Source organism: Microbacterium sp. JZ70 (assembly GCF_053903225.1).
Map to the genome: position 1 here is coordinate 3,126,924 of NZ_CP096405.1, position 24,312 is coordinate 3,151,235.

Below are 24,312 nucleotides of genomic sequence, written 5' to 3' on the forward strand. Positions count from 1 at the left end.
ATGGCCGCCATCGCCGCCCCCGCGCAGAGCGCGCGCCTGACCTCCGGACGCCTTCCCGGCTGGGCCCCGTGGGCCCTTCTCGTCGGCTGCTTCGTCGCCTCCTCCATCGTCTTCGGCATCATCGCCGCCGGCGGCGAGCTGGCCGACTTCAACATCGCCGGCGCGCTCATCGTCGGCATGATCCTCTACATCCTGCTCATCGCGGTCACGTCGTCGATCGCCGAGAGCAGCCGCAAGGCCGTCGACCGTGTGATGACGGCGCTCGTCTCGACCGCGTTCGTGATCGCGCTCCTCCCGCTCGTCTCGCTCCTCTGGACGGTCGTCGTCAACGGCATCCAGCGCTTCGACGCCGAGTTCTTCTCGTACTCGATGCGCAACATCGTCGGCGAGGGCGGCGGCATCGTGCACGCCATCTGGGGCACGGTCCTCATCACGCTCATGGCGACCCTGATCGCGGTGCCGATCGGCCTGATGACGTCGATCTACCTCGTCGAGTACGGCCGCGGCAAGCTCGCGCGGGCGATCACCTTCTTCGTCGACGTCATGACGGGCATCCCGTCGATCGTCGCCGGTCTGTTCATCTACTCGGTGTTCGCGCTCTTCATCCGCCCGGGCATCTCGATGGGCTTCATGGGCGCACTCGCCCTCGCGGTCCTCATGATCCCGGTCGTCGTCCGCGGAAGCGAGGAGCTCCTCCGCATCGTCCCGAACGAGCTGCGTGAGGCCTCGTACGCGCTCGGCGTGCCGAAGTGGCTCACGATCGTGAAGGTCGTCCTCCCCACGTCGATCGCCGGCATCACGACGACGATCATGCTCGCGATCGCGCGCGTCATCGGCGAGACCGCACCGCTCCTCCTCACGGCGGGGTACACGCTCAGCCTCAACACCAACCTGTTCGACGGGCAGATGATGACGCTGCCGGTGTTCGCGTACAACCAGTACATGAACCAGGGCACGAGCCCCGACGCCGCGGTCGCGCGCGCGTGGGCGGCCGCCCTCACCCTCATCCTCATCGTCATGCTGCTCAACCTCGTCGCGCGCCTCATCGCGAAGGTCTTCGCCCCGAAGACCGCGGGCCGCTGAGCCGAGACTTCTCCGACCACAACGAAGGAACCCCCGTGTCCAAGAGCATCGAAGTCAACGACCTCAACGTCTACTACGGCGACTTCCTCGCCGTCGAGGGCGTCTCGATCGACATCCAGCCCCGCACCGTGACGGCGTTCATCGGCCCGTCGGGCTGCGGCAAGTCCACCTTCCTCCGCACTCTCAACCGCATGCACGAGGTCATCCCGGGTGCGTCCGTCAAGGGCCAGGTGCTCGTCGACGGCCAGGACCTCTACGGCCCGGGCGTCGACCCCGTGCTCGTCCGCCGCCAGGTCGGCATGGTCTTCCAGCGCCCGAACCCCTTCCCCACGATGTCGATCCGCGAGAACGTGCTCGCGGGCGTCAAGCTCAACAACAAGCGCATCTCGAAGAGCGACGCCGACGCCCTCGTCGAGAAGTCGCTCACGGGCGCGAACCTCTGGAACGAGGTCAAGGACCGCCTCGACAAGCCCGGTTCGGGCCTCTCGGGCGGTCAGCAGCAGCGTCTGTGCATCGCGCGCGCCATCGCCGTCTCGCCCGACATCATCCTCATGGACGAGCCCTGCTCGGCCCTCGACCCGATCTCGACCTTCGCGATCGAGGAGCTCATCAGCGAGCTGAAGAACGACTACACGGTCGTCATCGTCACGCACAACATGCAGCAGGCGTCGCGCGTGAGCGACAAGACCGCGTTCTTCAACATCGCGGGCACCGGCAAGCCCGGCAAGCTCATCGAGTACGACGACACCACGAAGATCTTCACGACACCCCAGGTGCAGGCGACGGAGGACTACGTCTCGGGTCGCTTCGGCTGAACCGCCCCGTGCCCGAAGGGCCGGTCTCGCTTCCGCGGGGCCGGCCCTTCTGCATGGCGGGCGGATGGCGGAGGGCCGCTGTGCGCGCACAGCGCCCCGCACGCCCGCGCCGCCCGCGCGCCGCCCCCGCGACGCCGGTGCGCGGAATCGGACCCCTGGGGCTGGTGCGCGCGTGTCCGCCCCAGCCGACACCATCCGCCCCACCGATCCGAATCGGCGCACGCCCCGCGCCGCCCGCGCCCCACGACGCCCGTGCGCGGAATCGGACCCCTGGGGCTGGTGCGCGCGTGTCCGCCCCAGCCGACACCATCCGCCCCACCGATCCGAATCGGCGCACGCCCCGGCGGATGGATGGCCGCTGCGAGCGGGCAGGGAGCGCCGCGCCAGGGCGCAGCGGGCAGGGAACGTCGCGCAAGGGCCCAGCGAGGGAGGGAATGTCGCAGCAGGGCCCGGCAGGCCCAGCCAGCCCGGCACGCCCGAGCGTCGCCGCGTGCTGAATGCCCCATGGGAATACCCGACAGGGGGTGCCCGTTAGACTGTGATGGCCGGGCCGCAGTAACCCCGGGCTCCAAATTCTGCCGCTGCGAGCGGCCTTCCGCCGAGAGGCGTTTTCTGCGGCTCGGCCTTTTTCATGCCCCGGTCACTCGAGGGCGTCCCGGCGCCACAGGCGCGCCGCCGCCGCGAGATCGGCGGCGAAGGCCGACAGGCGCAGTGCCCGCGTCGTGAGGGCGGATGACCGCTCCGGCTCGGTCGGCTCGTAGTCGTCGGCGAGGTGCGTCGCTCCGGACGCGACCACCCGGCAGTACGCTGCCGTGCGATCGAGCGCGACGGCGTAATCGCCCGTGAAGGCGCCGTGCAGGATGGTGTCGATGAGGCGCACGAGCTCCTGCGGCCCCGCCGGCGTCGGCGCCCCGGCGATCACCGGATCGGCCGAGTGCAGCTCGACCCTCCCGCGCTCGTACAGCAGCGATGCCGTGTGCGGGTCGTCGTGGATTGAGAGCTGGACGAGGTAGAGGCGCCAGAGCGAGCCGGGCAGCGAGCGCGCGGGCGACTGCGACCACAGCTCGGCGATGTCGTCGATGCCGTGGTGCGCGGTGAACGAGATCAGCCGCTCGACGACATCCGCGTCGGCCTCGTCGCGCACGCGCGAGAGCAGCGCGACGGCCGTCGCGTGCGCCGCGCGCGAGACCTCGGCCGGGTCGCTCCCCGCGAACAGCCGGTCGAACATCTCCGAGGGCCGGCGCACCGGCTTGCTGAACTCCGCACTCATCCCGAAAAGGCTACGCCCGGGTCGAGCCCCGGTCTCCGGGGCGACGCACATGCCGGATGGATAGGCTTCCCCCGTCAGCACGGCGCGGAGTAGCGCGCGGCGATCTCCTGCAGGAACGCCCCGCCGAGGCGCTCGACGTCGTCGAAGGTGAGAGTGAGATGCTCGCCGATCGCGTTGCCGAGCACGGCGCGCGAGCGGTCGTAGACGATCGGCGGATGCTCGCGCAGCACGCCGTCCGACATGATCGCCTCGACGACGAGCGAGACCTCGGTGAGCGGGTTGGTGTCCTCGCCGGCGACGCTGCGCAGCCGGTGCACGAACCAGCGGTCGAGCGCGAGGAGGATGCCCTCCGACGCGCGGCGCTCGCCGATCGTGTGGACGTCGCGGGCGGCCTGGAGCGTCTCCTCGAACCACTCGCGCGCGTACGCCTGCTCTTCGTCGGTGAAGGTGCGTCTGTCGAGCATGGCCCGAAGCTACCACCGGGTCCGCGTAAAGTGGTCTCGGGCCTATAGCTCAGTCGGTAGAGCAGCGGACTTTTAATCCGTAGGTCGAGGGTTCGAGCCCCTCTGGGCCCACCAGACGCCGCCTCGCGAGGTCGCGCTCGGCTCACCCGAGCGAGAATCCGCCGTCGCTCGTGAGCACCTGCCCGACGATCCACGCCCCCTCGTCGGTGGCGAGCCATCCGATGAGGTGCGCGGGATCATCCGGCCGCCCGAAGCGGCCGAACGCGGTGCGCGCGAGCGCCTCCTCGATGCCGCTCAGGTCGCGGTCCGTCGAGTCGGCGTCGAGGTACCCCGTGTTCACGGGCCCCGGGTTGACCGTGTTCAGCACGATCCCCACGTCGAGGAGCTCGGCCGCGGCCGTCGCCGTGATTCCCGCGAGCGCGGCCTTGCTCGTCGCGTAGGCCACCTCACCGCGCATGGCGCCGTGGATCTGGCCCGACGTCATCCAGAACACCCGCCCGGTCGGCTCCGGGAAGGGGCCCCGCCGACCCACGTGGTCGCCCGGGCGCAGCGCGGCGTCCGGCGTCACACCCGAGATGCGACGTGCGTACTCGGCGGTGAGCAGCAGCACCGAGCGCGCGTTCGCCTGCCAGTGCTCGTCGAGGCGCTCCGCGGTCATGTCGAGCAGGCTCCCGTCGCCGCCGCTGCGCGCGTGATTGCAGACGAGGATGTCGACACCGCCGGTGAGCGCGAAGGCGTCGTCGAGCAGGGCAGGGATCTCCGCGGGGTCGCGCAGGTCGGCTGCGCGGTCGCCGAGGCGCGCGCCCGGAGCGAGATGGCCGCGCAGCTGCTCCGTGAGCGCCTCGATGTCGTCCCCTCCCCAGGGCTGGTCGACGTCGTGCGCGCGGAAGTGGTGGATGAAGACGCTCGCGCCGAGTGCGGCGAGACGCGCCGCGACGGCGAATCCGATGCCGCGTCGTCGCGAGACGCCGGTGACGAGGGCGGTCTTGCCGGACAGAGGGAGTGCAGGCATGCAGGAGGTCCTTCCGAGATGCGCAGACGCGCGAGATCAGGGGGCGGAAGCGGCTCACCGGCATTGCATGACGCCCATGCTAGTCGGACCGCAGCCCGCGACGGCTACCCTCGTCGTCGATGGGCGACACGTTCACGAAGACACGACGCGAAGGCGACGACCTGCTCGGCGAGGCGGCCGGACTCCGATGGCTCGCGGAGGCGGATGGCGGTGCGCGCGTCGCGCGGGTCGTCTCCGCCGACCGCGATCGACTCGTCCTCGAGCGGATCGACGAGGCCGCGCCGTCGGCGGAGGCGGCGCGCGCATTCGGCCGCGCGCTCGCCCGCACCCACGCGGCGGGCGCGGCCTGGTGGGGCTGCCCTCCCCCGGAGCACTCGGGCGCAGACAGCATGGGCCGTTCGCGCACGCCGCTCGTCGTGGACGCCGCGGAAGCGGCGGACGCGTGGGGCGCCTTCTACGCCGAGCACCGGATCGAGGTGTTCGCGCGGCGCCTGAGGGACGACGGCGTGATCGACGCCGACGACGCCGCCGTGTTCGAGCGGCTGGCGTCGCGCCCGCGTGACGGCGCCCTCGACCATCCGCAGCCCGCGCTCGTGCGCGCGGCGGGCCATCCCGTCGCACGCGTCCACGGGGACATGTGGGCGGGGAACGTCCTCTACGCCGACGACCCGTCGGGCGCCGCGCTCATCGACCCGATGGCGCACGGCGGCCATGCCGAGACCGACCTCGCGACGCTCTCGGTCTTCGGCTTCCCCCATCTCGAGGACGTCTACGCCGGGTACGACGACGCATCGCCGCTCGCAGACGGATGGCGCGACCGCATCCGACTGCATCAGCTCGGGATCGTCATCATGCACGCGCATCTCTTCCGCGGCGGATACACGGCCTCCGCGCTGCGACTGGCCCGCGCGTACGTCTGAGGCCGCCGTTACGCTGGCCGTCATGGCGGACAAGATCGACCTCCGGAAGACCCTCGACGCCTACCGCGCGCGACAGGGACAGTTCCGCATCGTCGACCTCGAGCCCGCCCGATACCTCATGGTCGACGGGCACGGCGATCCGAACACCTCCCCCGCGTTCGCGGAGGCGATCGAGACGCTCTACCCCGTCGCCTACGCGCTGAAGTTCGCCAGCAAGCAGGAGCTCGAACGCGACTACGTCGTCCCGCCGCTCGAGGGCCTCTGGAGCGCCGACGACATGGCGAGCTTCACGACCGCCCGCGACAAGTCCGCGTGGAACTGGACCCTGGTCATCCGCACGCCCGACTGGATCGACGCGGGCCTCGTCGATGCCGCCATCGGGAAGGCGGCGGCGAAGAACCCGCCCCGCCTCTCCGATCTGCGCTGGGAGATGCTCGATGAGGGGCGCGCCGTGCAGACGCTGCACGTCGGGTCGTTCGACGACGAGGGGCCCGTCCTCACGCGCATGCACGAGGAGTTCATCCCGCAGCACGGCCTGCGGATGACGGGCCGCCACCACGAGATCTATCTCAGCGACTTCCGCCGGGTCCCGCCCGAGCGGCGCCGGACCATCCTGCGACAGCCGGTCGCTCCCGCTTGACGGTCAGACGATCTCGGCTCCCGCGTGCGCGAGCTCGGCGAGCGCCGCCTCCGACGACTCGGCGCCGACCCCGGCGATGAGCTCGGTGAGGACGCGGACGTGCTGGCCGTGCGCGATCGCGTCGAGCGCGGACGCACGGACGCAGTGATCGGTCGCGATCCCGACGACGTCGACAGCTTCGATCCCGCGCGCATCGAGGATGCGGCCGACGGTCTCGCCGTCATCCGTCTGACCCTCGAACATCGAGTAGGCGGGGCGTCCCTGGCCCTTCTTCACATGGTGTGTGACCGAGGCGGTGTCGAGCCCGGGATCGTAGTCGGCCCCTGGCGTGCCCGCGACGCAGTGCACGGGCCACGTGTCGACGAAATCGGGATCGGCATCCACGGCGAAGTGCCCGCCGTTGTCACCATCGGCATCGTGCCAGTCGCGCGAGGCGATGATCGCCGCGTACTCCCCCGCATGCTCCGCGAGGTGCCGCGTGATCCCCTCGGCCACGGCGTCGCCGCCCGCGACCGCGAGCGCACCGCCCTCGGTGAAGTCGTTCTGCACGTCGACGATGAGAAGCGCCCTGCTCATGGTCCGAGCGTACGCCTCCCCCGGGTCGACGTCAGGCGTCCAGATTGCCCGAGAAGGGCGCGAGCGAATCCCGGATGCTCGCGAGCTGCGCGGCGTCGAGGCCGACGCGCGCCATGATCTGCTCGGGCACGGCGAGCGCCTGCTCGCGCAGGGCGGCGCCCTCCTCCGTGAGCCCGATCGCGAGCCGCCGCTCGTCATCCGGTCGGCGCTCGCGGCGGACAAGCCCCTGGGCCTCGAGGCGCTTCACGAGCGGCGACGCGGTCGCGGGCTCGAGCGCGAGCTCCGCGGACAGCTCACGGAGCGTGCGCGGGGCCTTCTCCCACAGGGCGAGCATCACGAGGTACTGCGGATGCGTCAGCCCGAGGGGCTCGAGCACGGGCCGGTAGATCGACACCACGTTGCGCGCGGCCGTCACGATCGCGAAGCACAGTTGGTTCTCGAGCTTCAGCAGGTCCTCGCGATGGTCCGTCACCCGACTACCCTATCGAGGTCTATTCGTTAGTACACTAATTACATGCACGCACGCGCCGAGCGAACCCCCCTCCGCACCCGCATCCGGGAGGCGGGCGGCTTCTACCAGTGGTTCAACACCACCCTGATCAGCCTGGCCGGCCCCGCGCAGGTGGGTGAGGGAAAGGGCACGCCCTGTCATCGCTGCGGCGCGCACAAGGTCGACCACGCCCTCGTAGACGGCGAGCTGCACTGCCCGTGAGCGCGGCTCAGCGCATCGCCACGAGGATCAGCTGCACGATCGTCGACACGACCCCGAGGCCGCCGAACGCGATCGCGCCCCAGCCGAGGAATCGGGGCAGCGGCGAGTGCTGGTGGAGTCGCACGGACCCCGGGCGCTGCGGATTCGTGAAGACGTCGACCTCGTCGGCATCGCCGGCGGCCGCCCGCAGCTCGGGCGTGAGCGGCGCCTCCCCGACCGTGTGACCCACCGTGAACCAGCGCAGGATCGGCGGCTCCTGCTCCGACAGCACGAACGCCCGAACGGGGACCCACGTGCCGTCCGCGAGGCGCGCGATGATCGCGATGAGACCGAGGACGAGCGCCGCGCCGAAGCCGATCCACGAGAAGATCTCGGTGATCGCTCCGATCACGTGGCTCGCGTCCATGGGGCTCCGTCGGTATGGCAGAAGGCGCGCCCCGGATGGAGCGCGCCTTCTGTATCGGAGCCACCTGTCGGAATCGAACCGACGACCTATTCATTACGAGTGAATCGCTCTGCCGACTGAGCTAAGGTGGCGATCTCGCGCCGCCCGAGCGGCACGAGAATCAAGCATACCGGGTCGGAGCCCGTGCTGCGAACCGACGGCGTCGGCCGGGCGTTTCGCGTCAGAGCAGTCCGGTCAGGAGCAGACGAGCCCGTCCTCAGGCACGGTGCCGTCGACGAGGAACGCCTCCACGGCGTCGTTGATGCAGTCGCTCGCGCCGTTGTACGCCGTGTGCCCCTCCCCCTCGTACGTGAGCAGCACCCCCGATTCGAGCTGGGCTGCGAGCGCCTCGGCCCACTCGTACGGGGTCGCCGGATCGCCCGTCGTTCCGACGACAAGGATGGGCGCGGCTCCGGAGGCGGAGATCTCGCCGCGCTCGCCCGTCGGCGGGTAGGGCCAGTACTCGCAGGCGGAGGCGCCGGACCAGTACGGCGCGATCGTCGGCGCCTCCTCCGCGATCCGCCGCTCGGTCTCCTCGACCGCCTCTTCGGGGTCTTCCGGGTAGTCCATGCAGTTGTAGGCGTTGAAGGCCTCGGTCGAGTTGTCCTGGTACTCGCCGTTCTCGCGCCCGTTGTAGAAGTCGGCGAGGAAGAAGGCGGTCGACGGGTCGCCCTCGAGGGCGCCCGCGAGCGCCTCCGTGAGGTACATCCAGTTCGCCTCGTTGTAGAGCGCCGCGATGATCGCCGTCATGAGCGCATCGGCGCCGAGCTCACGCCCGTCGTCGTAGGGCAGAGGGCGCGCGTCGACGCTCGCGAGCAGTGCGGAGAGGTCGTTCATCGCGTCGTCGGCCGACCCTGCGAAGGGGCAGGCTGCGCCCGTGTCACCTGCCACGCACGCCTCCATGTAGGTGCGCAGGGCGTTCTCGAAGCCGACCGCCTGTGTCACGCCGACCTCCTCCCCGGAGGTCGAGGGGTCGATCGCGCCGTCGAGCACGAGGCGGCCGACGCGATCCGGGAAGTTCTCGGCGTAGGTCGCTCCGAGGAACGTGCCGTACGAGAACCCGAGGTAGTCGAGCTCGGTCTCGCCGAGGACGGCGCGCAGCAGATCGAGGTCGCGCGACGATTGCTCCGTCGTGATGAACTCGAGCAGCCCGTCGCTGTTCTCGGCGCACGCGTTCGCGAACGCCTCGGCGCGCTCCTCGAGCTCAGCCTCCCACTCGGCGGAGCCGCGCTCACCCTGCGGGATGTCGTAGAGGTAGGCGTCCATCTCATCCGCGTCGAAGCAGCGGACGGCGGTCGACGCGCCCACGCCGCGCGGATCCCATCCGATGACGTCGTAGCTCTCCTGCAGCGCGTCCCCGATCGACCACGCGATGTTCTCGCGGATGAAGGAGACACCGCTGCCGCCCGGACCGCCCGGGTTGGTCAGCAGCGATCCCTGTGCCCGCCCGGAGAGCGCGGTCTGGCGGATCACGGCGAGCTCGATCTCGCCCGCGTCGGGGTGCTCCCAGTCGAGCGGCGCGGTGACCGTCGAGCACTGGAAGTCGCCGCCGCACGGCGTCCACTCGAGCCGCTGGTCGTAGAACGGCAGCAGCTCGTCGGGAACGCCGTCGAGCACGGGCTCGGCCCCGACGACGGTTCCCGACTGCCCCTCCCCCTCGACCGGGATCTGCGCGGTGAGGCAGCCCGACAGCGCAAGGGCGGCCGCCGAGAGGCCCGCGACGACGGCCGTCAGACGGCCGAACCGCCTCCGGAGGGGATGACGGGCGATGGTCATGTCTTCCTTCCGCTGACGATGGTGACGAGCAGGCTCTCGAGCGCGAGCGTGGGCTGCACGTTCTTCTCGAGCGCGTCGCGCGTCTCGGCGATGTGGTCCAGCACGACCAGCGTGCGCTCGGGCTTCCACGCGCCCGCCAGCGCTCGGAGGTCGTCGAGGAGCTCGAGGTTGATGAGGCCCTCCTCGCGCCCGAGCTGCAGGAGCACGACGTCGCGGTACAGGGACTGCAGATCGGTGAGCACGCGATCGATCCCGTCGCGCAGGCTGCGCGTGGCGCGCTTGCGCTGCTCGTCCTCGAGCGCCGTGATCTGCGCGCGCACCGCCGGCGGGATCCGGGCGCCCTCCACGGCACCCACCGTCCGCAGGAGGGCGGCGCGCTCTGCCTCGTCGCGCTCGGCGGTGAGGGCCTTGGCATCGTCCGTGGCGGCCTGCACGATCTCGCCCGCGACCTCGACGACGTCGCCGATGCCCCGCACCCGCATGACGGCGCGCAGCGTGTCGTCGCGGCGCCGGCGCGACGCGGCGTCGGTCGCGAGCCGCTGCGCCATGCCGATGTGGCGCTGCGCGTGACGAGCCGCCTGCTCGGCGGTCGCCTCGTCGACGCCCGTTCGGGCCTGGATGAGCGCGGCGACGTCGGCGACCTCCGGCTCGCGCAGGCGCAGGAGCCGCACGCGCGAGCGGATGGTCGGCAGCAGATCCGCATCGCTCGGCGCGCAGAGCACCCACACGGTCTCGGGCGGCGGCTCCTCGAGAGCCTTCAGGAGCACGTTCGAGGTGCGCTCGGTCATCCGATCGGCGTCCTCGACGACGATCACGCGGTACCGCCCGGTCGAGGGCGAGAAGTACGACCGCTCCACGAGGGCGCGCGCCTGGGCGATCGTGATGATGACGCCCTCGGTGCGCAGCGCGGTGAGGTCGGGGTGCGTTCCCGCGAGCACCTGCTTCATCGTCGCGGTGTCGTCCGGCGCCGACGCGATGAGCGCGGCGGCGAACGCCCGCGCGAGGGTCGATCGCCCGGAGCCGGGCGGACCGGTGATGAGCCACGCGTGCGCGAGCGAGCCCGCGCCCGACGCAGCGGCCTGGAGGATCTCGACGGCCTCGTCCTGCCCCCACACATCCCCCCACGGAAGAGCGGGTGCCGTGACGGAGGTCATACCGTCAGCCTAACCAGCCCCGCCGACAATGCCCTCCGCGCTCCCGCGTGCGGGGTCAGAGCAGGGGCGCGATGCGCGCGCGGATGGCCTCGGCGAGCGTCTCCGGCGAGAGGGCCGCGTCGACGACGAGGAACCGGTCGGGCTCGGCGGCCGCGAGCGCGAGGAAGGCCTCGCGCACGCGACGGTGGAAGTCCTCCTTCTCGGCCTCGAGCCGGTCGAACGGCTTGTCGTCGGCGTCGAGCCGTGCGCGCGCCGCGGCCGGGTCGAGATCGAGCAGCACGGTCACGTCGGGCAGCGCCCCCTCCGCGGCCCACAGCGACAGATCGCGCACCTCGTCCGCGTCGAGCACGCGACCGGCACCCTGATAGGCGACCGACGAGTCGAGGTAGCGGTCCTGGATGACGACCTCGCCGCGCTCGAGGGCGGGGCGGACGACCGCGCGCACATGGTGGGCGCGGTCGGCCGCGTAGAGGAGAGCCTCCGCGCGCGGCGCGATGTCGCCGCGGTGGTGCAGGACGATGTCGCGGATGAGCTGGCCCACATCGCTGCCGCCCGGCTCGCGGGTGCGCACGACCGTGCGGCCCTCGGCGGAGAGCCAGTCCTCGAGCAGACGCGCCTGCGTCGTCTTGCCGACGCCGTCGCCGCCCTCGAATGTGATCCAGACCCCGCGCGCCACCGTCACTTCTTCTTCGCGGCCGGCTTGCGCGTCGTGGTCGTCTTGCGCGTCGTCGTGCGCTTCTTGACGGGCCCCTTGGCGCGCTTGTCGGCGAGCAGCTGCTTGGCGCGCTCGAAGTCGATCTCGTCGACCGTCTCGCCGCGCGGGATCGTCGCGTTCGTCTCGCCGTCGGTCACGTACGGCCCGAAGCGGCCGTCGCGCACGCGGATCGGCTTGCCGCTCACGGGGTCGTTGTCGAACTCCTTGAGCGCGCTCGACGCCCGTCGCGCGCCGTACTTCGGCTGCTTGTAGAGCTCGAGCGCCTGCTCGAGCGTGATGTCGAAGATCTGGCTCTCGCTCTCGAGCGAGCGAGAGTCGGAGCCCTTCTTCAGGTAGGGGCCGAAGCGGCCGTTCTGCGCGGTGATCTGCTCGCCGCTCTCCGGGTCCTCGCCGACGACGCGCGGGAGCGACAGCAGGCGCAGCGCGGTGTCGAGGTCGACCGTCTCGGGCGTCATGCTCTTGAAGAGCGACGCCGTGCGCGGCTTCGGCGCAGCGGCCTTCTTGGCGCCGCGCTTCTTCGGCTCCTCGGCCACCTCGCCGGTCGCCTCGTCGACCTCATCGGCCGACGGCGGCTCCTGCTCCTGCACATACGGACCGTACCGGCCGTCCTTCACGACGACGATCTTGCCGTTCTCCGGGTTCTCGCCGAGCACCCGGTCGCTCACGACCGGAGCATCGATGAGCTCCTGCGCCTTCTCGGGCGTCAGCTCGTCGGGAGCGAGATCCTCCGGCACGTTCACGATGCGCGGCTTCTCGTCGGGCTTCGCGGGGTCAACGACCTCGAGGTACGGCCCGTACTTGCCGACCCGCAGCGTCGCCGTCTCGGTGATCGGCATGGAGTTGATGGCACGCGCGTCGATCTCGCCGAGGTTGTCGACGATGTTGCGGAGGCCGGGATGCCCCTCCCCGCCGAAGTAGAACGACTTCAGCCAGTCGACGCGGCGCTGCTCGCCGCGCGCGATGGCGTCGAGGTCGTCCTCGAGCTCGGCCGTGAAGTCGTAGTCGACGAGCTCGGAGAAGTGGTCTTCGAGCAGGCGGATCACGCTGAACGCGATCCAGGTCGGGACGAGCGCCTGGCCGCGCTTGACGACATACCCGCGGTCGAGGATGACGCCGATGATGCTCGCGAACGTCGAGGGGCGCCCGATGCCGCGCTCCTCGAGCGCCTTGACGAGGCTCGCCTCGGTGTAGCGCGGCTTCGGGGTCGTCTCGTGCCCCTTCGCGGTCGCGTCGGAGAGCGCGAGCTCGTCACCCTCGGCGACGCGCGGGAGCGACTGCTCCTTCGCCTCGTCGGCGTCGCCGCGCTTCTCGTCGCGCCCTTCCTCGTACGCCTCGAGGAAGCCCTTGAACGTGTAGACGGTGCCCGACGCCGTGAACTCGACCTTCCGGCCATCCGCCTCGGTCTCGAGCGTGACCGTCGTCGTCTCGAACTTCGCGTCGGACATCTGGCTCGCGATGGTGCGCTTCCAGATGAGGTCGTACATCCGCTGCTCGTCGCGCCCGAGCTGCCCCGCGACCTCCTTGGGGGTGCGGAAGCGGTCGCCCGACGGGCGGATCGCCTCGTGCGCCTCCTGCGCGTTCTTGCTCTTCGACGCGTACGACCGCGGCTTGAGCGGCACGGCGCTCTCGCCGTACAGCGCGACCGCCTGCTCGCGCGCGGCGCTGATCGCCTGCGCGCTGAGGTTGGTCGAGTCGGTGCGCATATAGGTGATGTATCCCCGCTCGTACAGGCTCTGCGCGACCGACATCGTGACCTTCGCGGTCATGCCGAGCTTGCGGCCGGCCTCCTGCTGGAGGGTCGACGTCGTGAACGGCGCGGAGGGGCGCCGCGTGCCGGGCTTCGCCTCGACCTTCGTGGCGCGCGCCGTTCCCGTCTCGTCGATCGCGGTCGAGAGCTGCCGTGCGCCCGCCTCGTCGAGCACGACGACCGCGCGCTTGAGCTGGCCCTTGTCGTCGAAGTCGCGGCCGACCGCGAGGGGCGCGCCGTCGACGCGCACGAGACGCACCGAGAAGCTCTCGGCGGCGCGCGCCGCGGTCGCCTCGATGCCCCAGTACGAGGCCGACACGAACGCCATCCGCTCGCGCTCGCGGTCCACGACCATCCGCGTGGCCGCGGACTGCACGCGTCCTGCGCTGAGCGCGGCGCCGGAGCTGCCGCTGCCGATCTTGCGCCACAGGACCGGGGAGACGTCCCAGCCGTAGAGGCGGTCGAGGATGCGCCGGGTCTCCTGGGCGTCGACGAGGGCGAGATCGAGCTCGCGCGTCTTCTCGACCGCGGCCTGGATGGCGTCCTTGGTGATCTCGTGGAACACCATGCGCTTGACCGGGATCTTCGGCTTGAGCGTCTCGAGGAGGTGCCACGCGATGGCCTCGCCCTCGCGGTCCTCATCGGTGGCGAGCAGGAGCTCGGAGGCATCCTTGAGCGCGCGCTTGAGCTCGGAGACGGTCTTCGTCTTCCGATCGCTGACGACGTAGTACGGCTCGAAGCCGTGCTCGATGTCGATCGAGTACTTGCCGTAGGCCTCGCGGTCCTTCTCGGGGATGTCGCGCTTGTCGGCGAGGTCGCGGATGTGGCCGACCGAGCTGAGCACCTCGTAGCCGTCGCCGAGATAGCTCTGGATCGAGCGCATCTTCGTCGGGGACTCGACGATGACGAGCGTCTTGCCGGCAGCGGTCTTGCCTGATGCCGTCTTGCCTGATGCCAAGGGGCGTCCTTTCCTCGAAGCACACCATACACATCGCGCGCCGACCGGACGCTCACAGGGGAGCGCCTCGGCTCATGAGGGAGGCGGGCCCGCTCGGGCAGCGGCCGCCACCGGGAATCCGCCGTATCGGGACTGGACGGAGACGGTTGCGATGAGACCCTCCACGGTACAGGACGCCAGGGATGCCCGGCCCGCACCCGCCACCTGGCCCGCGAGCCCGCAGGGGTCGCCGACGACCGCGCCGCTCGCCGCATCGGCCGCGGCGAGCGCGGCCGCGTCGGCCACGCTCGCGATGCGCTGGCTCTCGGCCGCCGCCCCTCCCGCGGCGGCGAGCCCGACGACGAGCGCGCATGCTGCCGCGACCACGCCCGCCCCGATCGCGGTGCCCGACATCACCATCCTCCGGCGAGTGCGCAGCTCGACGCGGACAGCGGGACGGCGAGCGCTCCGATGCGGGCCTCGGCCTCGGCCGTCGCGCACACGAGGTCGCCGTGGTGCGCGATCGAGAGCGCGCCGCCGACCGCCGCGACGATGCCGGCGGCGCGCCCCTCCTCCTCTCCCCTCGCGATGAGCCGCGCCGCGTCCGCCGCGGCGTCCTGGAGCTGCACCTGGCGCGAGGCCGCACCGAGCCCGGCGATGCCGAGCGCGGCGACGAGCACGACGGCGGGCAGCGCGACGGCGAGCTCGGCCGTGACCGAGCCGCGCTCGCTCGCGCGGCACGGCCATCCGCGTCGCCGCCGCACCGCCCGTCGCATCACGGAACCGTGAGCGCGCGGCGCACGAGATCGGTGAGGATCTGCTGCACCTCGCCCGACCGCATGATCATCACGAGCAGACCGGCGAACGCGACGGCCGCCATCGTGACGATCGCGTACTCCGCCGTCGACGCTCCGGTCTCGTCGTCGAGCAGCTCGACGAGTCGGAGGGTGGGCTTCTCTGACATGTGCTCCTTCTTTCTCTCTGGATGGATTCCCGGGGTCGATGCTCAGCCGCCGAGTGCGGGCAGAGGGGTCGCGCGGATGACGCTGAGCATCATCGGCGCGACACCGAGGCACAGGAACGCCGGCAGGGTGCACACGCCGAGCGGCAGCAGCAGACGCGAACCGAGGCGCGCCGCGCGCATCCGGCCCTGCGTGCGCGCGTCGTGCCGGTCGTGCGCGGCGGCGGCGCGGAGCAGCTCGACCGCTGGCACCCCTGCCGAACGCGACAGAGCGAGCACGGGCTCGATGCGATCGACAGCACGGGGGCCGCCCGCGGCCTCGTCGACGAGCCGCGTCGCGCGGTCGATCGACACGCCGCCCGCGAGTCCGATGGCCATCAGCTCGGCGGTCATGCCCGGTGTCCCGGCCGGAGGCTGAGCCGCGCGGACGAGCCGACCGGTCCAGATGCGAGCCAGGAGGAGGAGGGCGAGCCCGCTCCCCAGGCAGACGAGGCCGATCGCGTCGCCCACGAGAACGGAGAGCGTGTCGAAGCCGAGCGCCCCGCCGATGAGCAGGCCGAACAGCGGCAGCCAGGCCATGAGACGCGCGGTGCCGGCGGGCTCCGCGAGCGCGACCCGCACATCGTCGCCGCTCTCCTGCGCATCGCGAAGTGCGGCTGCCATCGCGCGGAGGCTCTCGGCGAGCGGCGCGCCCACCGCGATCGACACATGCCACGCGGCTGCGACGTCGCGCCAGGCGGCGGCGAGGCGGATGGCCGCCGGATCGCGCGGGCGCTCGACGGCCTCCGCCTCCGCCTCGATCGCCTCGACGAGGGGCATGCCGGCGGCCGAGCGTGCGACGATCCGCTCGGCAGCCGCGTCGCCCGACTCGCTGAGGTGGCGCCATGCCGTCGTCGGCGATGCACCCGCCTGCAGCAGCACGGCCAGACGCAGGACGGTCTCCGCGACCGGACCGGTCGGCTCGTCGCGGCGCCTTCTCCTCAGCGCCACGGCTCGACCTCCTCGATCGCCAGCCGACCCCGTCCATCCGCGAATCGCCCGACGCGGGCCAGCCGACGCTGCCCGGCGCGGTCGCGCTCGAGGTGCAGCACGAAGCCGATCGCGCTCGTGACCTGGCGCGCGACGGCGTGGTCGTCCATGCCCGCAAGCGCGCCGAGGGCCTCGAGACGCGCCGGCACGTCGTCGAGACCCGACGCATGCAGGGTGCCCGCGCCGCCGTCGTGTCCCCGCTTGAGCGCCGTGAGGAGCTCGCGGACCTCCTCGCCGCGGCACTCCCCCACGACGATCCGGTCGGGGCGCATCCGCAGCGATTCCCTCACGAGCCGGGCGAGGCCGATCGCACCGGCGCCCTCGAGGTTCGGCTGCCGCGCCTCGAGCGACACGTGATGCGGATGCGCGATGCGCAGCTCGGCGACGTCCTCGATCGTCACGATCCGCTCGTTGGGCGGGGTGTGCGAGAGCATGGCCGCGAGCAGCGTCGTCTTGCCGGTGCCCGCGGCTCCCGTCACGAGCACGTTCTCGCGCCGACGGACGATCTCGACCAGCCAGGCGCGGACGTCGTCGGCGAAGGCGCCGCCGCGGCACAGGTCGCCGAGGTCGGCGCGGGTCAGCCGGGGCACGCGGATCGACAGCGACGTTCCGCTCGAGCTCACCGGCGGCAGGACCGCGTGGATGCGCATGCCGCCCGGCAGGCGCACGTCGACGCACGGCGTCGCGTCGTCGATGTGGCGTCCGCCCCGTGCGATGAGCTCGGTCGCCAGGTCGCGCACCTCGCGCTCCGACGCCCGCCAGCTCGGATCGTGCCGCGGCCCCTCCCCGCGGTCGACGAAGAGCCCCGCGGTCCCGTTGACGAAGAGGTCGGTCACGGCGTCGTCGGCGAGGTACGGCGCGAGCGGCCCCAGGTCCGCCCGCGCCGCCAGGTCGTCCCGCCGCGCGGCCTGCGCGTCGTCATCTCCGGGCGCGCGGCGGGGGTTTCCACGCGGCTGGACGATGAAGGGGACGGCCATGCCTCGACGCTAGGGAGCCCGCTCCCTCGAGAACGGGCGCTCGCGCCATCCGTGGAGAACCATGACGAGACACGCCGCCTGGGCACACGGCGTCGGGTGGCCTGAGACGCACCCCCGACTTTCGGAGGTACCCGACCCGTCCGGCGGCGGCGTAGGTTCGGATGGTCGGCTTCGTCAGCCGGCGCCGCGGCGTCGCGGCTTCAGGACCTGCACGCGAAGGAGCGATCGAATGTCCAGCCAGATCGACCACCTGCTCACCGAGACGCGCCGATTCGCGCCGTCGCCCGAGTTCGCCGCGAACGCCGTCGCGAAGGCCGACCTGTACGAGCGCGCCGCCGCGGATCGCGAGGGGTTCTGGGCCGAGCAGTCCCGCGAGCTGCTGCACTGGGAGAAGCCGTTCACCCAGGTGCTCGACTGGTCGACGCCGCCGTTCGCGAAGTGGTTCGCCGACGGCGAGCTGAACGTCGCGTACAACTGCCTCGACCGCCACGTCGAGGCGGGCAACGGCGACCGCGTGGCCCTGCTGTGGGAGGGCGAGCCGGGCGACTCCCGCACGGTCACCTACGCCGAGCTCACCGACGAGGTCAAGCGCCTCGCGAACGTGCTCACCGACCTCGGTGTCGGAGCGGGCGACCGCGTCGCGATCTACCTGCCGATGATCCCCGAGGCCATCGCCTCGATGCTCGCGGTCGCGCGGATCGGCGCCATCCACTCGGTCGTCTTCGGCGGGTTCAGCGCCGACAGCCTGCGCTCGCGCATCGACGACGCCGGCGCGAAGCTCGTCATCACGGCCGACGGCGGCTACCGCAAGGGCAAGGTGTCGCCGCTCAAGCCGGCCGTCGATCAGGCGCTCTCCGACCGCGGCGACGGCGCGCAGCTCACGGTCGAGCACGTTCTCGTCGTCAAGCGCGGCGAGAACGAGGTCGAGTGGACCGAGGGCCGCGACCTGTGGTGGCACGACGTCGTCCCGCAGGCGCCGGCCGAGCACACCGCGCAGGCCTTCCCGTCGGAGAACCCGCTGTACATCCTGTACACGTCGGGCACGACGGGGAAGCCGAAGGGCATCCTGCACACGTCGGGCGGCTACCTCACGCAGGCCGCGTTCACGCACCGGAACGTGTTCGACCTCCACCCCGAGTCCGACGTGTACTGGTGCACGGCCGACATCGGATGGGTCACCGGGCACACGTACGTCGCGTACGGCCCGCTCGCGAACGGCGCGACGCAGGTCCTGTACGAGGGCACGCCCGAGTTCCCCGCGCCCGGCCGGTGGTGGGACATCGTCGAGAAGTACGGCGTGACCATCCTCTACACCGCCCCCACGGCCATCCGCGGATTCATGAAGCAGGGCAGGGTCATCCCGCAGCAGCGCGACCTGTCGAGCCTGCGCGTCCTCGGCTCGGTCGGCGAGCCGATCAACCCCGAGGCGTGGGTCTGGTACCGCGACGTCATCGGCGGCGGGAAGACCCCGATCGTCGACACGTGGTGGCAGACCGAGACGGGCGCGATCATGGTGTCCGCCCTCCCGGGCGTGACGGAGGCGAAGCCCGGCTCGGCTCAGGTGCCGCTCCCCGGCATCTCGATCGACGTCGTCGACGAGAAGGCCCAGCACGTCGGCAACGGCAACGGAGGCCTGCTCGTCATCACGGAGCCGTGGCCGAGCATGCTCCGCGGCATCTGGGGCGACCCCGAGCGCTACAAGGAGACCTACTGGGACAAGTTCGCCGAGCAGGGCTACTACTTCGCGGGGGATGGCGCGCGCCTCGACGAGGACGGCGACATCTGGCTGCTCGGCCGCGTCGACGACGTCATGAACGTCTCGGGGCACCGGCTCTCCACCGCGGAGATCGAGTCGGCCCTCGTCGCCCACGAGGCGACCGCGGAGGCCGCGGTCGTGGGCGCCTCGGACGAGACGACGGGGCAGGCGGTCGTCGCGTTCGTGATCCTGAAGGAGAGCTACCTCAAGGAGCACGGGCCGGATGGTCTCGCGCAGCAGCTGCGCGCATGGGTCGGCGAGCAGATCGGCCCGATCGCGCGTCCGCGCGACGTCTACATCGTCGGCGAGCTGCCGAAGACCCGCTCGGGCAAGATCATGCGCCGCCTGCTGCGCGACGTGGCCGAGGGACGCGAGGTCGGCGACACGACGACACTGGCCGACACCGCCGTGATGAGCGTGATCTCCGCCCAGGTGCGGTAGGACGACGACAGAGGCCGGGCCCCGCGGGGCCCGGCCTCTGTCGTCGTCCTGTCAGGCGAAGAGGAAGGCCACCTCGACCTCGACGGGAGCGTCGAGCGGCAGCACCGAGACGCCGACCGCGGAGCGCGAGTGCCGTCCAGCCTCGCCGAAGATCTCGCCCAGCACCTCGCTCGCGCCGTTGATGACGCCGGGCTGGCCGGTGAAGGCCGGCGCCGATGCGACGAACCCGGTCACCTTGAGCACGCCCGTGATGCGGTCGAGTCCGCCGACCGCGTCCGCCGCGGCGGCAAGTGCGTTCAGGGCGCAGATGCGGGCGAGCGCCTTCGCGTCGTCCGCGGCGACGAGGCCCTCGCCGTCGCCGACCTTGCCCGTGTGCGGGAGCGAGCCCGACACCATCGGCAGTTGACCCGACGTCTGAACGACGTCACCGTGCACCTTCGCGGGGATGTACGCGGCCATGGGGGCGACGACGCCCGGGAGCTCGATGCCGAGCTCTGCGAGCCGCGCACTGACCGTCACTGGGCGCCGCCCTCGAACTGCTTCGCCGCCTCGGCCGCGGCGCCGAGGCCCGCGTTCGACGGCCCAGCCTCGGTCAGCGGCCGCTTCAGGTAGGCGACGAGGCCGCCCTCGGGGCCCTGCACGACCTGCACGAGCTCCCAGCCCTGCTTGCCCCAGTTGTTGAGGATGGCCGCCGTGTTGTGGATGAGCAGCGGCGTGGTGAGGTACTCCCACGTGGTCATGGAACTCCTGTCGTTCGAGCGTGTGCGGCGCTGGGAATGCGGTCCGAGGACCATGGCCGAAGGCGGGGATGTTCAGGGAACTCCCCTACGATCAAGCCTATGCCCGGAGCGAAAAGGACTGCGAGCGGTGTTCTCGGCGGTGTGCTCGGCCTCGTCGGCCTGAGCGCGATCGCCGGAGTGCTCGTCACCGCCACCGTCACCCCCGCGATCGCCGTCGCCGGCTCTGCCGCGTCGAGCGCGATCACGATGTTCGACAAGCTGCCCGCGTATCTCGAGGTGGATACGCCGATGCTGCCGACCACGATCTACGCGAAGGGTCTCGACGGCAAGGACTTCGTCCTGACGTCGTTCTACGACCAGAACCGCGTCCCCGTCTCGTATGACGAGGTCACGCAGACGATGTACGACGCGCTCCTCTCCAGTGAGGACCCGCGCTACTACGACCACGGCGGCATCGACCTCATCGGCACGACGCGCGCCCTGCTCAACAACTTCCAGGGCGGCGACACCCAGGGCGGCTCCTCGATCAGCCAGCAGTACGTCAAGAACGTGCTCATCCAGAAGTGCGAGCAGGAGGCGCCCTTCGGCTCGCAGGAGCAGCTCGACTGCTACAACGACGCGATCGAGGCAGAAGGCGTCGAGGGCTACGAGCGCAAGCTCCAGGAGATGCGCTACGCGATCTCGATCGAGCAGGAGTACTCGAAGGACGACATCCTCATCGGGTACCTCAACATCGCGAACTTCGGCGGTCAGACGTACGGCATCGAGGCCGCCGCGCAGTACTACTTCCACACGACGGCCGCGAAGCTCACGCTGAGCCAGGCCGCAACGCTCGCCGGCATGGTGCAGAACCCGAACCGGTACCGGTTCGACCTGCCGGATGGCTCCTACACCGATTCCGAGGGCGTCGCGCGCAACACCGCGGAGGATGGCTACGCGGCGACGAAGCAGCGACGCGACTACGTCCTCGGCCGCATGCTCGAAGACGGCAAGATCACCCAGGAGCAGCACGACGCTGCCGTCGAGGAGCCCATCGAGCCGCAGATCACCCCGCGTGAGACGGGCTGCGGCGCGGCAGGCGGCTCCGCGTACTTCTGCAAGTACGTGCAGCAGACGATCCTCACCGACCCCGCGTTCGGCGAGACCGACGAGGAGCGCTGGGAGACGCTGCGACGCGGCGGGCTCAAGGTCTACACGACCCTCGACTTCAACATCCAGATGCCCGCCGAGGCGGCGATGAAGGCCACTGCTGCGTCGCACATCGACGGGATCGAGTTCGGCGCCGCGGCCGTGACGGTCGAGCCGAGCACGGGCAGGATCCTGGCGATGGCCCAGAACACGAACTTCTCCGAGGACGAGAAGGTCGTCTCGACGCAGCCGGGTTACTCCTCGCTCGTCTACGCGGCAGACAGCGCGCACGGCTCCGCCAACGGATTCCCGGTCGGATCGACATACAAGCTCTTCACGCTCATCGACTGGCTCGAGAAGGGCCGTTCGATCAACGAGGTGCTGAACGGCAACAACCGCGTCTTCCAGTACAAGTGCGACGGCGTCCAGCAGTACAACACGTCGAAGATCGGCAACTTCGCCAACGGCAACGGCTACACGGGGACGGTCACCCGCTTCACGAGGGACTCGCTCAACTCGGGCTTCCTCGCGATGGCCGAGCAGCTCGACGTCTGCGAGATCAACCGCGTCGCCGAGCGCTTCGGAGTGACCCTGGGCAACGGCGGATCGGTCACCGACGAGAACGTGCTCTACGACGTCCTCGGCTCGAAGGCCATCGCGCCCATCGACATGGCGTCGGCCTACGCGACGATCGCCAACAACGGCGTGCGCTGCGAGCCGCACGCGATCGATCGGATCACCGACATCGACGACAAGGAAGTGCCGGTCCCCGAGACAGGCTGCGAGCCGGTCATCGAGCCCAATATCGCCGCGACGGCGGCCGAGGCGCTCAAGTCGGTCATGAACGGCGGAACGGGTGCGGCAGCGAACCCCGGCGACGGCACCGAGCTCATCGGCAAGACCGGAACGCACGAGAACGTCTCGACAATGATGATCGAGTCGTCCACGGCCGCCACGACGGCCGTCTGGGTCGGCAACACCCGGGGGCTCACGGATCTCCGCACGATCTGGAGCAACGGGATCAACGGCAACAACGTCCGCTATGAGCTCGCCCGCCCGATCCAGGCCGCGGCCAACGCGCACTACCCCGGCGGCGCGTTCCCCACGCCGGATCCGAACCTGACGCGTCGCGTGCTCGTCGACCTCCCGGACGTCACGGGCAAGTCGATCGACGAGGCCACGAGCATCCTCCGCGGTGCCGGCTTCGGTGTCACGGTCGGCGAGACCGTCCCGGGCGATCAGCCCGAGGGCACGATCCAGCGTCAGGACCCGGGCGCGGGTCAGGCCGCTGGCGGCACCAACGTCACGATCTTCCCGAGCGATGGCAAGGCGTCGTCTGTTCCCGATGTATCGGGCATGTCGGTGCAGGCCGCATTCGCGGCGATCACCGGCGCAGGCTTCGACAACGTCGAGCGTGGCAGCTGCTCCGAGAACTCCGACGCCGGCAGCGGCAAGGTAACCGGGACCGACCCCGAAGCAGGAACGGTCGCCGATCCGAACACCGTGATCCGCGTGAACTACGAGGCCAAGAGCTGCGGCGGCGGAGGCGACGACAAGAAGAACGACAAGGACGACGACTAGTGGCGTCGCGTCCTGGTGTCGCGGCCCTCGGCGCCCTCGCGGGCGCGGGGGCCGCGGCCGCCGTCTGGGGCATCGGCATCGAGCGGCACCTCTTCACCGTGCGCCACCACACCGTGCGCGTGCTCGAGCCGGGGGCGACTCCCCTGCGGGTCCTGCACGTCTCGGACGCCCACATGGCGCCGTGGCAGCGGGGCAAGCAGGAGTGGATGGCTAAGCTCGCATCGCTGCGCCCCGATCTCGTCGTCAACACCGGCGACAATCTCGGGCACCGCGAAGGCCTGGCCGGCATCCGCCGGGCGTTCGAGCCGTTCGCCGGCGTCCCCGGTGTCTTCGTGCACGGGTCCAACGACCTGTACGAGCCGTCTCCGCGCAACCCCCTGCGCTACGTCCTCGGGCCATCCGAGCGGGCCACGACCGCGCCGAAGCTCGACACCGCGGCCCTCGACGCGTTCTTCGCCGACGAGCTCGGCTGGACGAGCCTCAACAACGCGGCTGCCACTCTGGACGTGCGCGGCACGGCCGTGAAGCTGTTCGGCGTGAGCGACGCGCATCACGATCTCGATGACCTCGATGCGCTCCCCGCGCACGTCGCGGCCCTGCCATCCGCTCCGGTCTCGATCGGCGTGACCCACGCCCCGTACCGGCGCGTCCTCGACGCGTTCACGGAGCTCGGCGCCGACGTCCTCATCGCGGGTCACACGCACGGCGGCCAGGTTCGCGTGCCGTTCTACGGCGCCCTCGTCTCCAACTGCGACCTTCCGCCGAAGCAGGCGCGGGGGCTTTCGAGCTGGACGCACGACGGCCGGACCGTGCCGCTCAACGTGAGCGCGGGCCTCGGGCACTCGATCTACTCCCCTGTGCGCTTCGCGTGCCCGCCGGAGGTCTCGCTGCTCACGCTCGCGCCGCGCGCCCGCTGATCAGCCCGCGCGGCGCGCGCCTGAGTCGGTTCCGCGAGGGATCCGGCTCATCCCCCACACGAGCGCGCCCGCGGCTGTCAGCGCGACCAGCAGCCCGACGACGTGCGCCACGAGGGAGCCCGCGCCGCGCTCCGGCAGCAGGAACCCGTACGGAACCCAGCCGTCGACCGCGCCGCGCACGAGGACGACGGCGAGCCAGAGTACGAGGTAGGGGAAGACGACCCACAGCTCGCGCCACGGGAGCCTCGGACGATCCGGCGCGACGAGCCAATCGACGAGGGCGAGAGCCGGGAAAACGATGTGGAGGGGGCAGGTGCGCGGTTCCCGCGTTTCGCGGCGAATCGGGCCGGCTTGGACGCGGAACGCGGCAGGTGCCGTCGGCACCTGCCGCGGATCGGGGCGAACGGGCCAGCAGTCGCCGCGAATCGCGACGACCAGCGTCGACACCCGCCCGGCCCGAGGCACAGGACCGCCGCCATCCGCACCCCGGTCCCCCTCGGGGCGGCGCCGAAGCCG

General features: G+C 71.1%; 26 protein-coding genes and 2 tRNA genes. 9 read left to right on the forward strand and 19 right to left on the reverse strand.

Going from position 1 to position 24,312, the window contains the following annotated elements; all coding sequences use genetic code 11:
• Both pstA and pstB read left to right on the forward strand, forming a co-directional pair.
• On the forward strand, positions 1-1,083 hold the full coding sequence (gene pstA / locus M1D46_RS14360) for a phosphate ABC transporter permease PstA (RefSeq protein ID WP_271173873.1): 1,083 nt from the start codon (positions 1-3) through the stop codon (positions 1,081-1,083).
• A 35-nt stretch (positions 1,084-1,118) separates the two neighbouring features.
• A complete protein-coding gene (gene pstB / locus M1D46_RS14365) occupies positions 1,119-1,898 on the forward strand; it encodes a phosphate ABC transporter ATP-binding protein PstB (RefSeq protein WP_271173874.1) in 780 nt (259 codons plus the stop codon).
• A 640-nt stretch (positions 1,899-2,538) separates the two neighbouring features.
• Here pstB and M1D46_RS14370 read toward each other — a convergent pair.
• Positions 2,539-3,168, reverse strand: a complete 630-nt coding sequence (locus tag M1D46_RS14370) for a DNA-directed RNA polymerase subunit beta (protein WP_456285887.1) — start codon at positions 3,166-3,168, stop codon at positions 2,539-2,541.
• Between the two features lie 74 nt (positions 3,169-3,242).
• Positions 3,243-3,632 carry a hypothetical protein gene (locus tag M1D46_RS14375; RefSeq protein WP_456285889.1) on the reverse strand — a complete coding sequence of 130 codons (390 nt, stop codon included), beginning with the start codon at positions 3,630-3,632 and terminating at the stop codon, positions 3,243-3,245.
• A gap of 38 nt (positions 3,633-3,670) precedes the next feature.
• On the opposite strand from M1D46_RS14375, the gene M1D46_RS14380 reads away from it, so the two are divergent.
• Positions 3,671-3,746, forward strand: a tRNA-Lys gene (locus M1D46_RS14380).
• A gap of 28 nt (positions 3,747-3,774) precedes the next feature.
• Here the strand turns inward: M1D46_RS14380 and M1D46_RS14385 are convergent.
• Positions 3,775-4,644, reverse strand: a complete 870-nt coding sequence (locus tag M1D46_RS14385) for an SDR family oxidoreductase (RefSeq protein WP_421076362.1) — start codon at positions 4,642-4,644, stop codon at positions 3,775-3,777.
• A 119-nt stretch (positions 4,645-4,763) separates the two neighbouring features.
• Between M1D46_RS14385 and M1D46_RS14390 the strand changes: the two genes are divergently transcribed.
• Both M1D46_RS14390 and M1D46_RS14395 read left to right on the forward strand, forming a co-directional pair.
• On the forward strand, positions 4,764-5,564 hold the full coding sequence (locus M1D46_RS14390) for a fructosamine kinase family protein (protein ID WP_456285890.1): 801 nt from the start codon (positions 4,764-4,766) through the stop codon (positions 5,562-5,564).
• Between the two features lie 22 nt (positions 5,565-5,586).
• A complete protein-coding gene (locus tag M1D46_RS14395; protein ID WP_456285891.1) occupies positions 5,587-6,204 on the forward strand; it encodes a GyrI-like domain-containing protein in 618 nt (205 codons plus the stop codon).
• Between the two features lie 3 nt (positions 6,205-6,207).
• Here M1D46_RS14395 and M1D46_RS14400 read toward each other — a convergent pair whose 3' ends face one another.
• Positions 6,208-6,780 carry an isochorismatase family protein gene (locus M1D46_RS14400; RefSeq protein ID WP_456285892.1) on the reverse strand — a complete coding sequence of 191 codons (573 nt, stop codon included), beginning with the start codon at positions 6,778-6,780 and terminating at the stop codon, positions 6,208-6,210.
• Between the two features lie 31 nt (positions 6,781-6,811).
• Positions 6,812-7,252: a MarR family winged helix-turn-helix transcriptional regulator gene (locus M1D46_RS14405; protein ID WP_271173881.1), complete on the reverse strand. Its 441-nt coding sequence runs from the start codon at positions 7,250-7,252 to the stop codon at positions 6,812-6,814.
• 42 nt (positions 7,253-7,294) lie between these two features.
• Here M1D46_RS14405 and M1D46_RS14410 point away from each other — a divergent pair, with 42 nt between their 5' ends.
• Positions 7,295-7,492: a hypothetical protein gene (locus M1D46_RS14410; protein ID WP_456285893.1), complete on the forward strand. Its 198-nt coding sequence runs from the start codon at positions 7,295-7,297 to the stop codon at positions 7,490-7,492.
• A gap of 7 nt (positions 7,493-7,499) precedes the next feature.
• Here M1D46_RS14410 and M1D46_RS14415 read toward each other — a convergent pair whose 3' ends face one another.
• The 11 genes from M1D46_RS14415 to M1D46_RS14465 form a co-directional block, all read right to left on the reverse strand.
• Positions 7,500-7,898, reverse strand: a complete 399-nt coding sequence (locus M1D46_RS14415) for a hypothetical protein (RefSeq protein WP_271173883.1) — start codon at positions 7,896-7,898, stop codon at positions 7,500-7,502.
• Between the two features lie 58 nt (positions 7,899-7,956).
• Positions 7,957-8,029 (reverse strand) — tRNA-Thr (locus M1D46_RS14420).
• 103 nt (positions 8,030-8,132) lie between these two features.
• Complete coding sequence (locus M1D46_RS14425) at positions 8,133-9,713, reverse strand: alpha/beta hydrolase (RefSeq protein ID WP_456285894.1); 1,581 nt, start codon at positions 9,711-9,713, stop codon at positions 8,133-8,135.
• Positions 9,710-10,867 (reverse strand): DNA polymerase III subunit delta', encoded by a 1,158-nt coding sequence (locus tag M1D46_RS14430; protein ID WP_456285895.1) that lies wholly within the window; start codon positions 10,865-10,867, stop codon positions 9,710-9,712. Before M1D46_RS14430 ends, M1D46_RS14425 begins: the two co-directional genes overlap by 4 nt.
• Positions 10,868-10,922: 55 nt before the next feature.
• Positions 10,923-11,543 carry a dTMP kinase gene (gene tmk, locus M1D46_RS14435; RefSeq protein WP_456285896.1) on the reverse strand — a complete coding sequence of 207 codons (621 nt, stop codon included), beginning with the start codon at positions 11,541-11,543 and terminating at the stop codon, positions 10,923-10,925.
• Positions 11,544-11,545: 2 nt separating this feature from the next.
• Complete coding sequence (topA, locus tag M1D46_RS14440; RefSeq protein ID WP_456287175.1) at positions 11,546-14,212, reverse strand: type I DNA topoisomerase; 2,667 nt, start codon at positions 14,210-14,212, stop codon at positions 11,546-11,548.
• Between the two features lie 147 nt (positions 14,213-14,359).
• On the reverse strand, positions 14,360-14,680 hold the full coding sequence (locus tag M1D46_RS14445; protein ID WP_324014215.1) for an Rv3654c family TadE-like protein: 321 nt from the start codon (positions 14,678-14,680) through the stop codon (positions 14,360-14,362).
• Positions 14,680-15,042, reverse strand: coding sequence for a TadE family type IV pilus minor pilin (locus M1D46_RS14450; protein ID WP_271173889.1), 363 nt, complete (start codon positions 15,040-15,042; stop codon positions 14,680-14,682). The genes M1D46_RS14445 and M1D46_RS14450 overlap by 1 nt, the downstream gene beginning before the upstream one ends.
• Positions 15,042-15,230 carry a DUF4244 domain-containing protein gene (locus tag M1D46_RS14455; protein WP_271173890.1) on the reverse strand — a complete coding sequence of 63 codons (189 nt, stop codon included), beginning with the start codon at positions 15,228-15,230 and terminating at the stop codon, positions 15,042-15,044. Before M1D46_RS14455 ends, M1D46_RS14450 begins: the two co-directional genes overlap by 1 nt.
• A gap of 42 nt (positions 15,231-15,272) precedes the next feature.
• Positions 15,273-16,217 (reverse strand): type II secretion system F family protein, encoded by a 945-nt coding sequence (locus M1D46_RS14460; RefSeq protein WP_456285897.1) that lies wholly within the window; start codon positions 16,215-16,217, stop codon positions 15,273-15,275.
• Complete coding sequence (locus M1D46_RS14465) at positions 16,208-17,233, reverse strand: TadA family conjugal transfer-associated ATPase (RefSeq protein ID WP_456285898.1); 1,026 nt, start codon at positions 17,231-17,233, stop codon at positions 16,208-16,210. Before M1D46_RS14465 ends, M1D46_RS14460 begins: the two co-directional genes overlap by 10 nt.
• Before the next feature lie 229 nt (positions 17,234-17,462).
• On the opposite strand from M1D46_RS14465, the gene acs reads away from it, so the two are divergent.
• Complete coding sequence (gene acs / locus M1D46_RS14470) at positions 17,463-19,430, forward strand: acetate--CoA ligase (protein ID WP_324014211.1); 1,968 nt, start codon at positions 17,463-17,465, stop codon at positions 19,428-19,430.
• Positions 19,431-19,481: 51 nt separating this feature from the next.
• Here the strand turns inward: acs and M1D46_RS14475 are convergent, their stop codons facing one another.
• Positions 19,482-19,949, reverse strand: coding sequence for a RidA family protein (locus M1D46_RS14475; protein ID WP_456285899.1), 468 nt, complete (start codon positions 19,947-19,949; stop codon positions 19,482-19,484).
• A complete protein-coding gene (locus M1D46_RS14480; protein ID WP_271173923.1) occupies positions 19,946-20,170 on the reverse strand; it encodes a hypothetical protein in 225 nt (74 codons plus the stop codon). The genes M1D46_RS14475 and M1D46_RS14480 overlap by 4 nt, the downstream gene beginning before the upstream one ends.
• A gap of 99 nt (positions 20,171-20,269) precedes the next feature.
• Here M1D46_RS14480 and M1D46_RS14485 point away from each other — a divergent pair, with 99 nt between their 5' ends.
• Together M1D46_RS14485 and M1D46_RS14490 are read left to right on the forward strand one after the other, a co-directional pair.
• Positions 20,270-22,879, forward strand: coding sequence for a transglycosylase domain-containing protein (locus M1D46_RS14485; RefSeq protein ID WP_455969857.1), 2,610 nt, complete (start codon positions 20,270-20,272; stop codon positions 22,877-22,879).
• Complete coding sequence (locus tag M1D46_RS14490; protein ID WP_271173925.1) at positions 22,879-23,796, forward strand: metallophosphoesterase; 918 nt, start codon at positions 22,879-22,881, stop codon at positions 23,794-23,796. The genes M1D46_RS14485 and M1D46_RS14490 overlap by 1 nt, the downstream gene beginning before the upstream one ends.
• On the opposite strand, the gene M1D46_RS14495 is transcribed toward M1D46_RS14490, so the two are convergent.
• Positions 23,797-24,180, reverse strand: a complete 384-nt coding sequence (locus tag M1D46_RS14495) for a Pr6Pr family membrane protein (RefSeq protein ID WP_456285900.1) — start codon at positions 24,178-24,180, stop codon at positions 23,797-23,799.
• Between the last annotated feature and the right edge of the window lie 132 nt (positions 24,181-24,312).

What these genes read in the sequence shown, in the direction of transcription:
- pstA (WP_271173873.1), top strand. Translation starts at nt 1, where the DNA reads ATGGCCGCCATCGCCGCCCCCGCGCAGAGCGCGCGCCTGACCTCCGGA.
- M1D46_RS14370 (WP_456285887.1), bottom strand. Translation starts at nt 3,168, where the DNA reads ATGAGTGCGGAGTTCAGCAAGCCGGTGCGCCGGCCCTCGGAGATGTTC.
- M1D46_RS14375 (WP_456285889.1), bottom strand. Translation starts at nt 3,632, where the DNA reads ATGCTCGACAGACGCACCTTCACCGACGAAGAGCAGGCGTACGCGCGC.
- M1D46_RS14385 (WP_421076362.1), bottom strand. Translation starts at nt 4,644, where the DNA reads ATGCCTGCACTCCCTCTGTCCGGCAAGACCGCCCTCGTCACCGGCGTC.
- M1D46_RS14390 (WP_456285890.1), top strand. Translation starts at nt 4,764, where the DNA reads ATGGGCGACACGTTCACGAAGACACGACGCGAAGGCGACGACCTGCTC.
- M1D46_RS14395 (WP_456285891.1), top strand. Translation starts at nt 5,587, where the DNA reads ATGGCGGACAAGATCGACCTCCGGAAGACCCTCGACGCCTACCGCGCG.
- M1D46_RS14400 (WP_456285892.1), bottom strand. Translation starts at nt 6,780, where the DNA reads ATGAGCAGGGCGCTTCTCATCGTCGACGTGCAGAACGACTTCACCGAG.
- M1D46_RS14410 (WP_456285893.1), top strand. Translation starts at nt 7,295, where the DNA reads ATGCACGCACGCGCCGAGCGAACCCCCCTCCGCACCCGCATCCGGGAG.
- M1D46_RS14415 (WP_271173883.1), bottom strand. Translation starts at nt 7,898, where the DNA reads ATGGACGCGAGCCACGTGATCGGAGCGATCACCGAGATCTTCTCGTGG.
- M1D46_RS14425 (WP_456285894.1), bottom strand. Translation starts at nt 9,713, where the DNA reads ATGACCATCGCCCGTCATCCCCTCCGGAGGCGGTTCGGCCGTCTGACG.
- M1D46_RS14430 (WP_456285895.1), bottom strand. Translation starts at nt 10,867, where the DNA reads ATGACCTCCGTCACGGCACCCGCTCTTCCGTGGGGGGATGTGTGGGGG.
- topA (WP_456287175.1), bottom strand. Translation starts at nt 14,212, where the DNA reads ATGCGCTCGATCCAGAGCTATCTCGGCGACGGCTACGAGGTGCTCAGC.
- M1D46_RS14445 (WP_324014215.1), bottom strand. Translation starts at nt 14,680, where the DNA reads ATGTCGGGCACCGCGATCGGGGCGGGCGTGGTCGCGGCAGCATGCGCG.
- M1D46_RS14450 (WP_271173889.1), bottom strand. Translation starts at nt 15,042, where the DNA reads ATGCGACGGGCGGTGCGGCGGCGACGCGGATGGCCGTGCCGCGCGAGC.
- M1D46_RS14455 (WP_271173890.1), bottom strand. Translation starts at nt 15,230, where the DNA reads ATGTCAGAGAAGCCCACCCTCCGACTCGTCGAGCTGCTCGACGACGAG.
- M1D46_RS14465 (WP_456285898.1), bottom strand. Translation starts at nt 17,233, where the DNA reads ATGGCCGTCCCCTTCATCGTCCAGCCGCGTGGAAACCCCCGCCGCGCG.
- acs (WP_324014211.1), top strand. Translation starts at nt 17,463, where the DNA reads ATGTCCAGCCAGATCGACCACCTGCTCACCGAGACGCGCCGATTCGCG.
- M1D46_RS14480 (WP_271173923.1), bottom strand. Translation starts at nt 20,170, where the DNA reads ATGACCACGTGGGAGTACCTCACCACGCCGCTGCTCATCCACAACACG.
- M1D46_RS14485 (WP_455969857.1), top strand. Translation starts at nt 20,270, where the DNA reads ATGCCCGGAGCGAAAAGGACTGCGAGCGGTGTTCTCGGCGGTGTGCTC.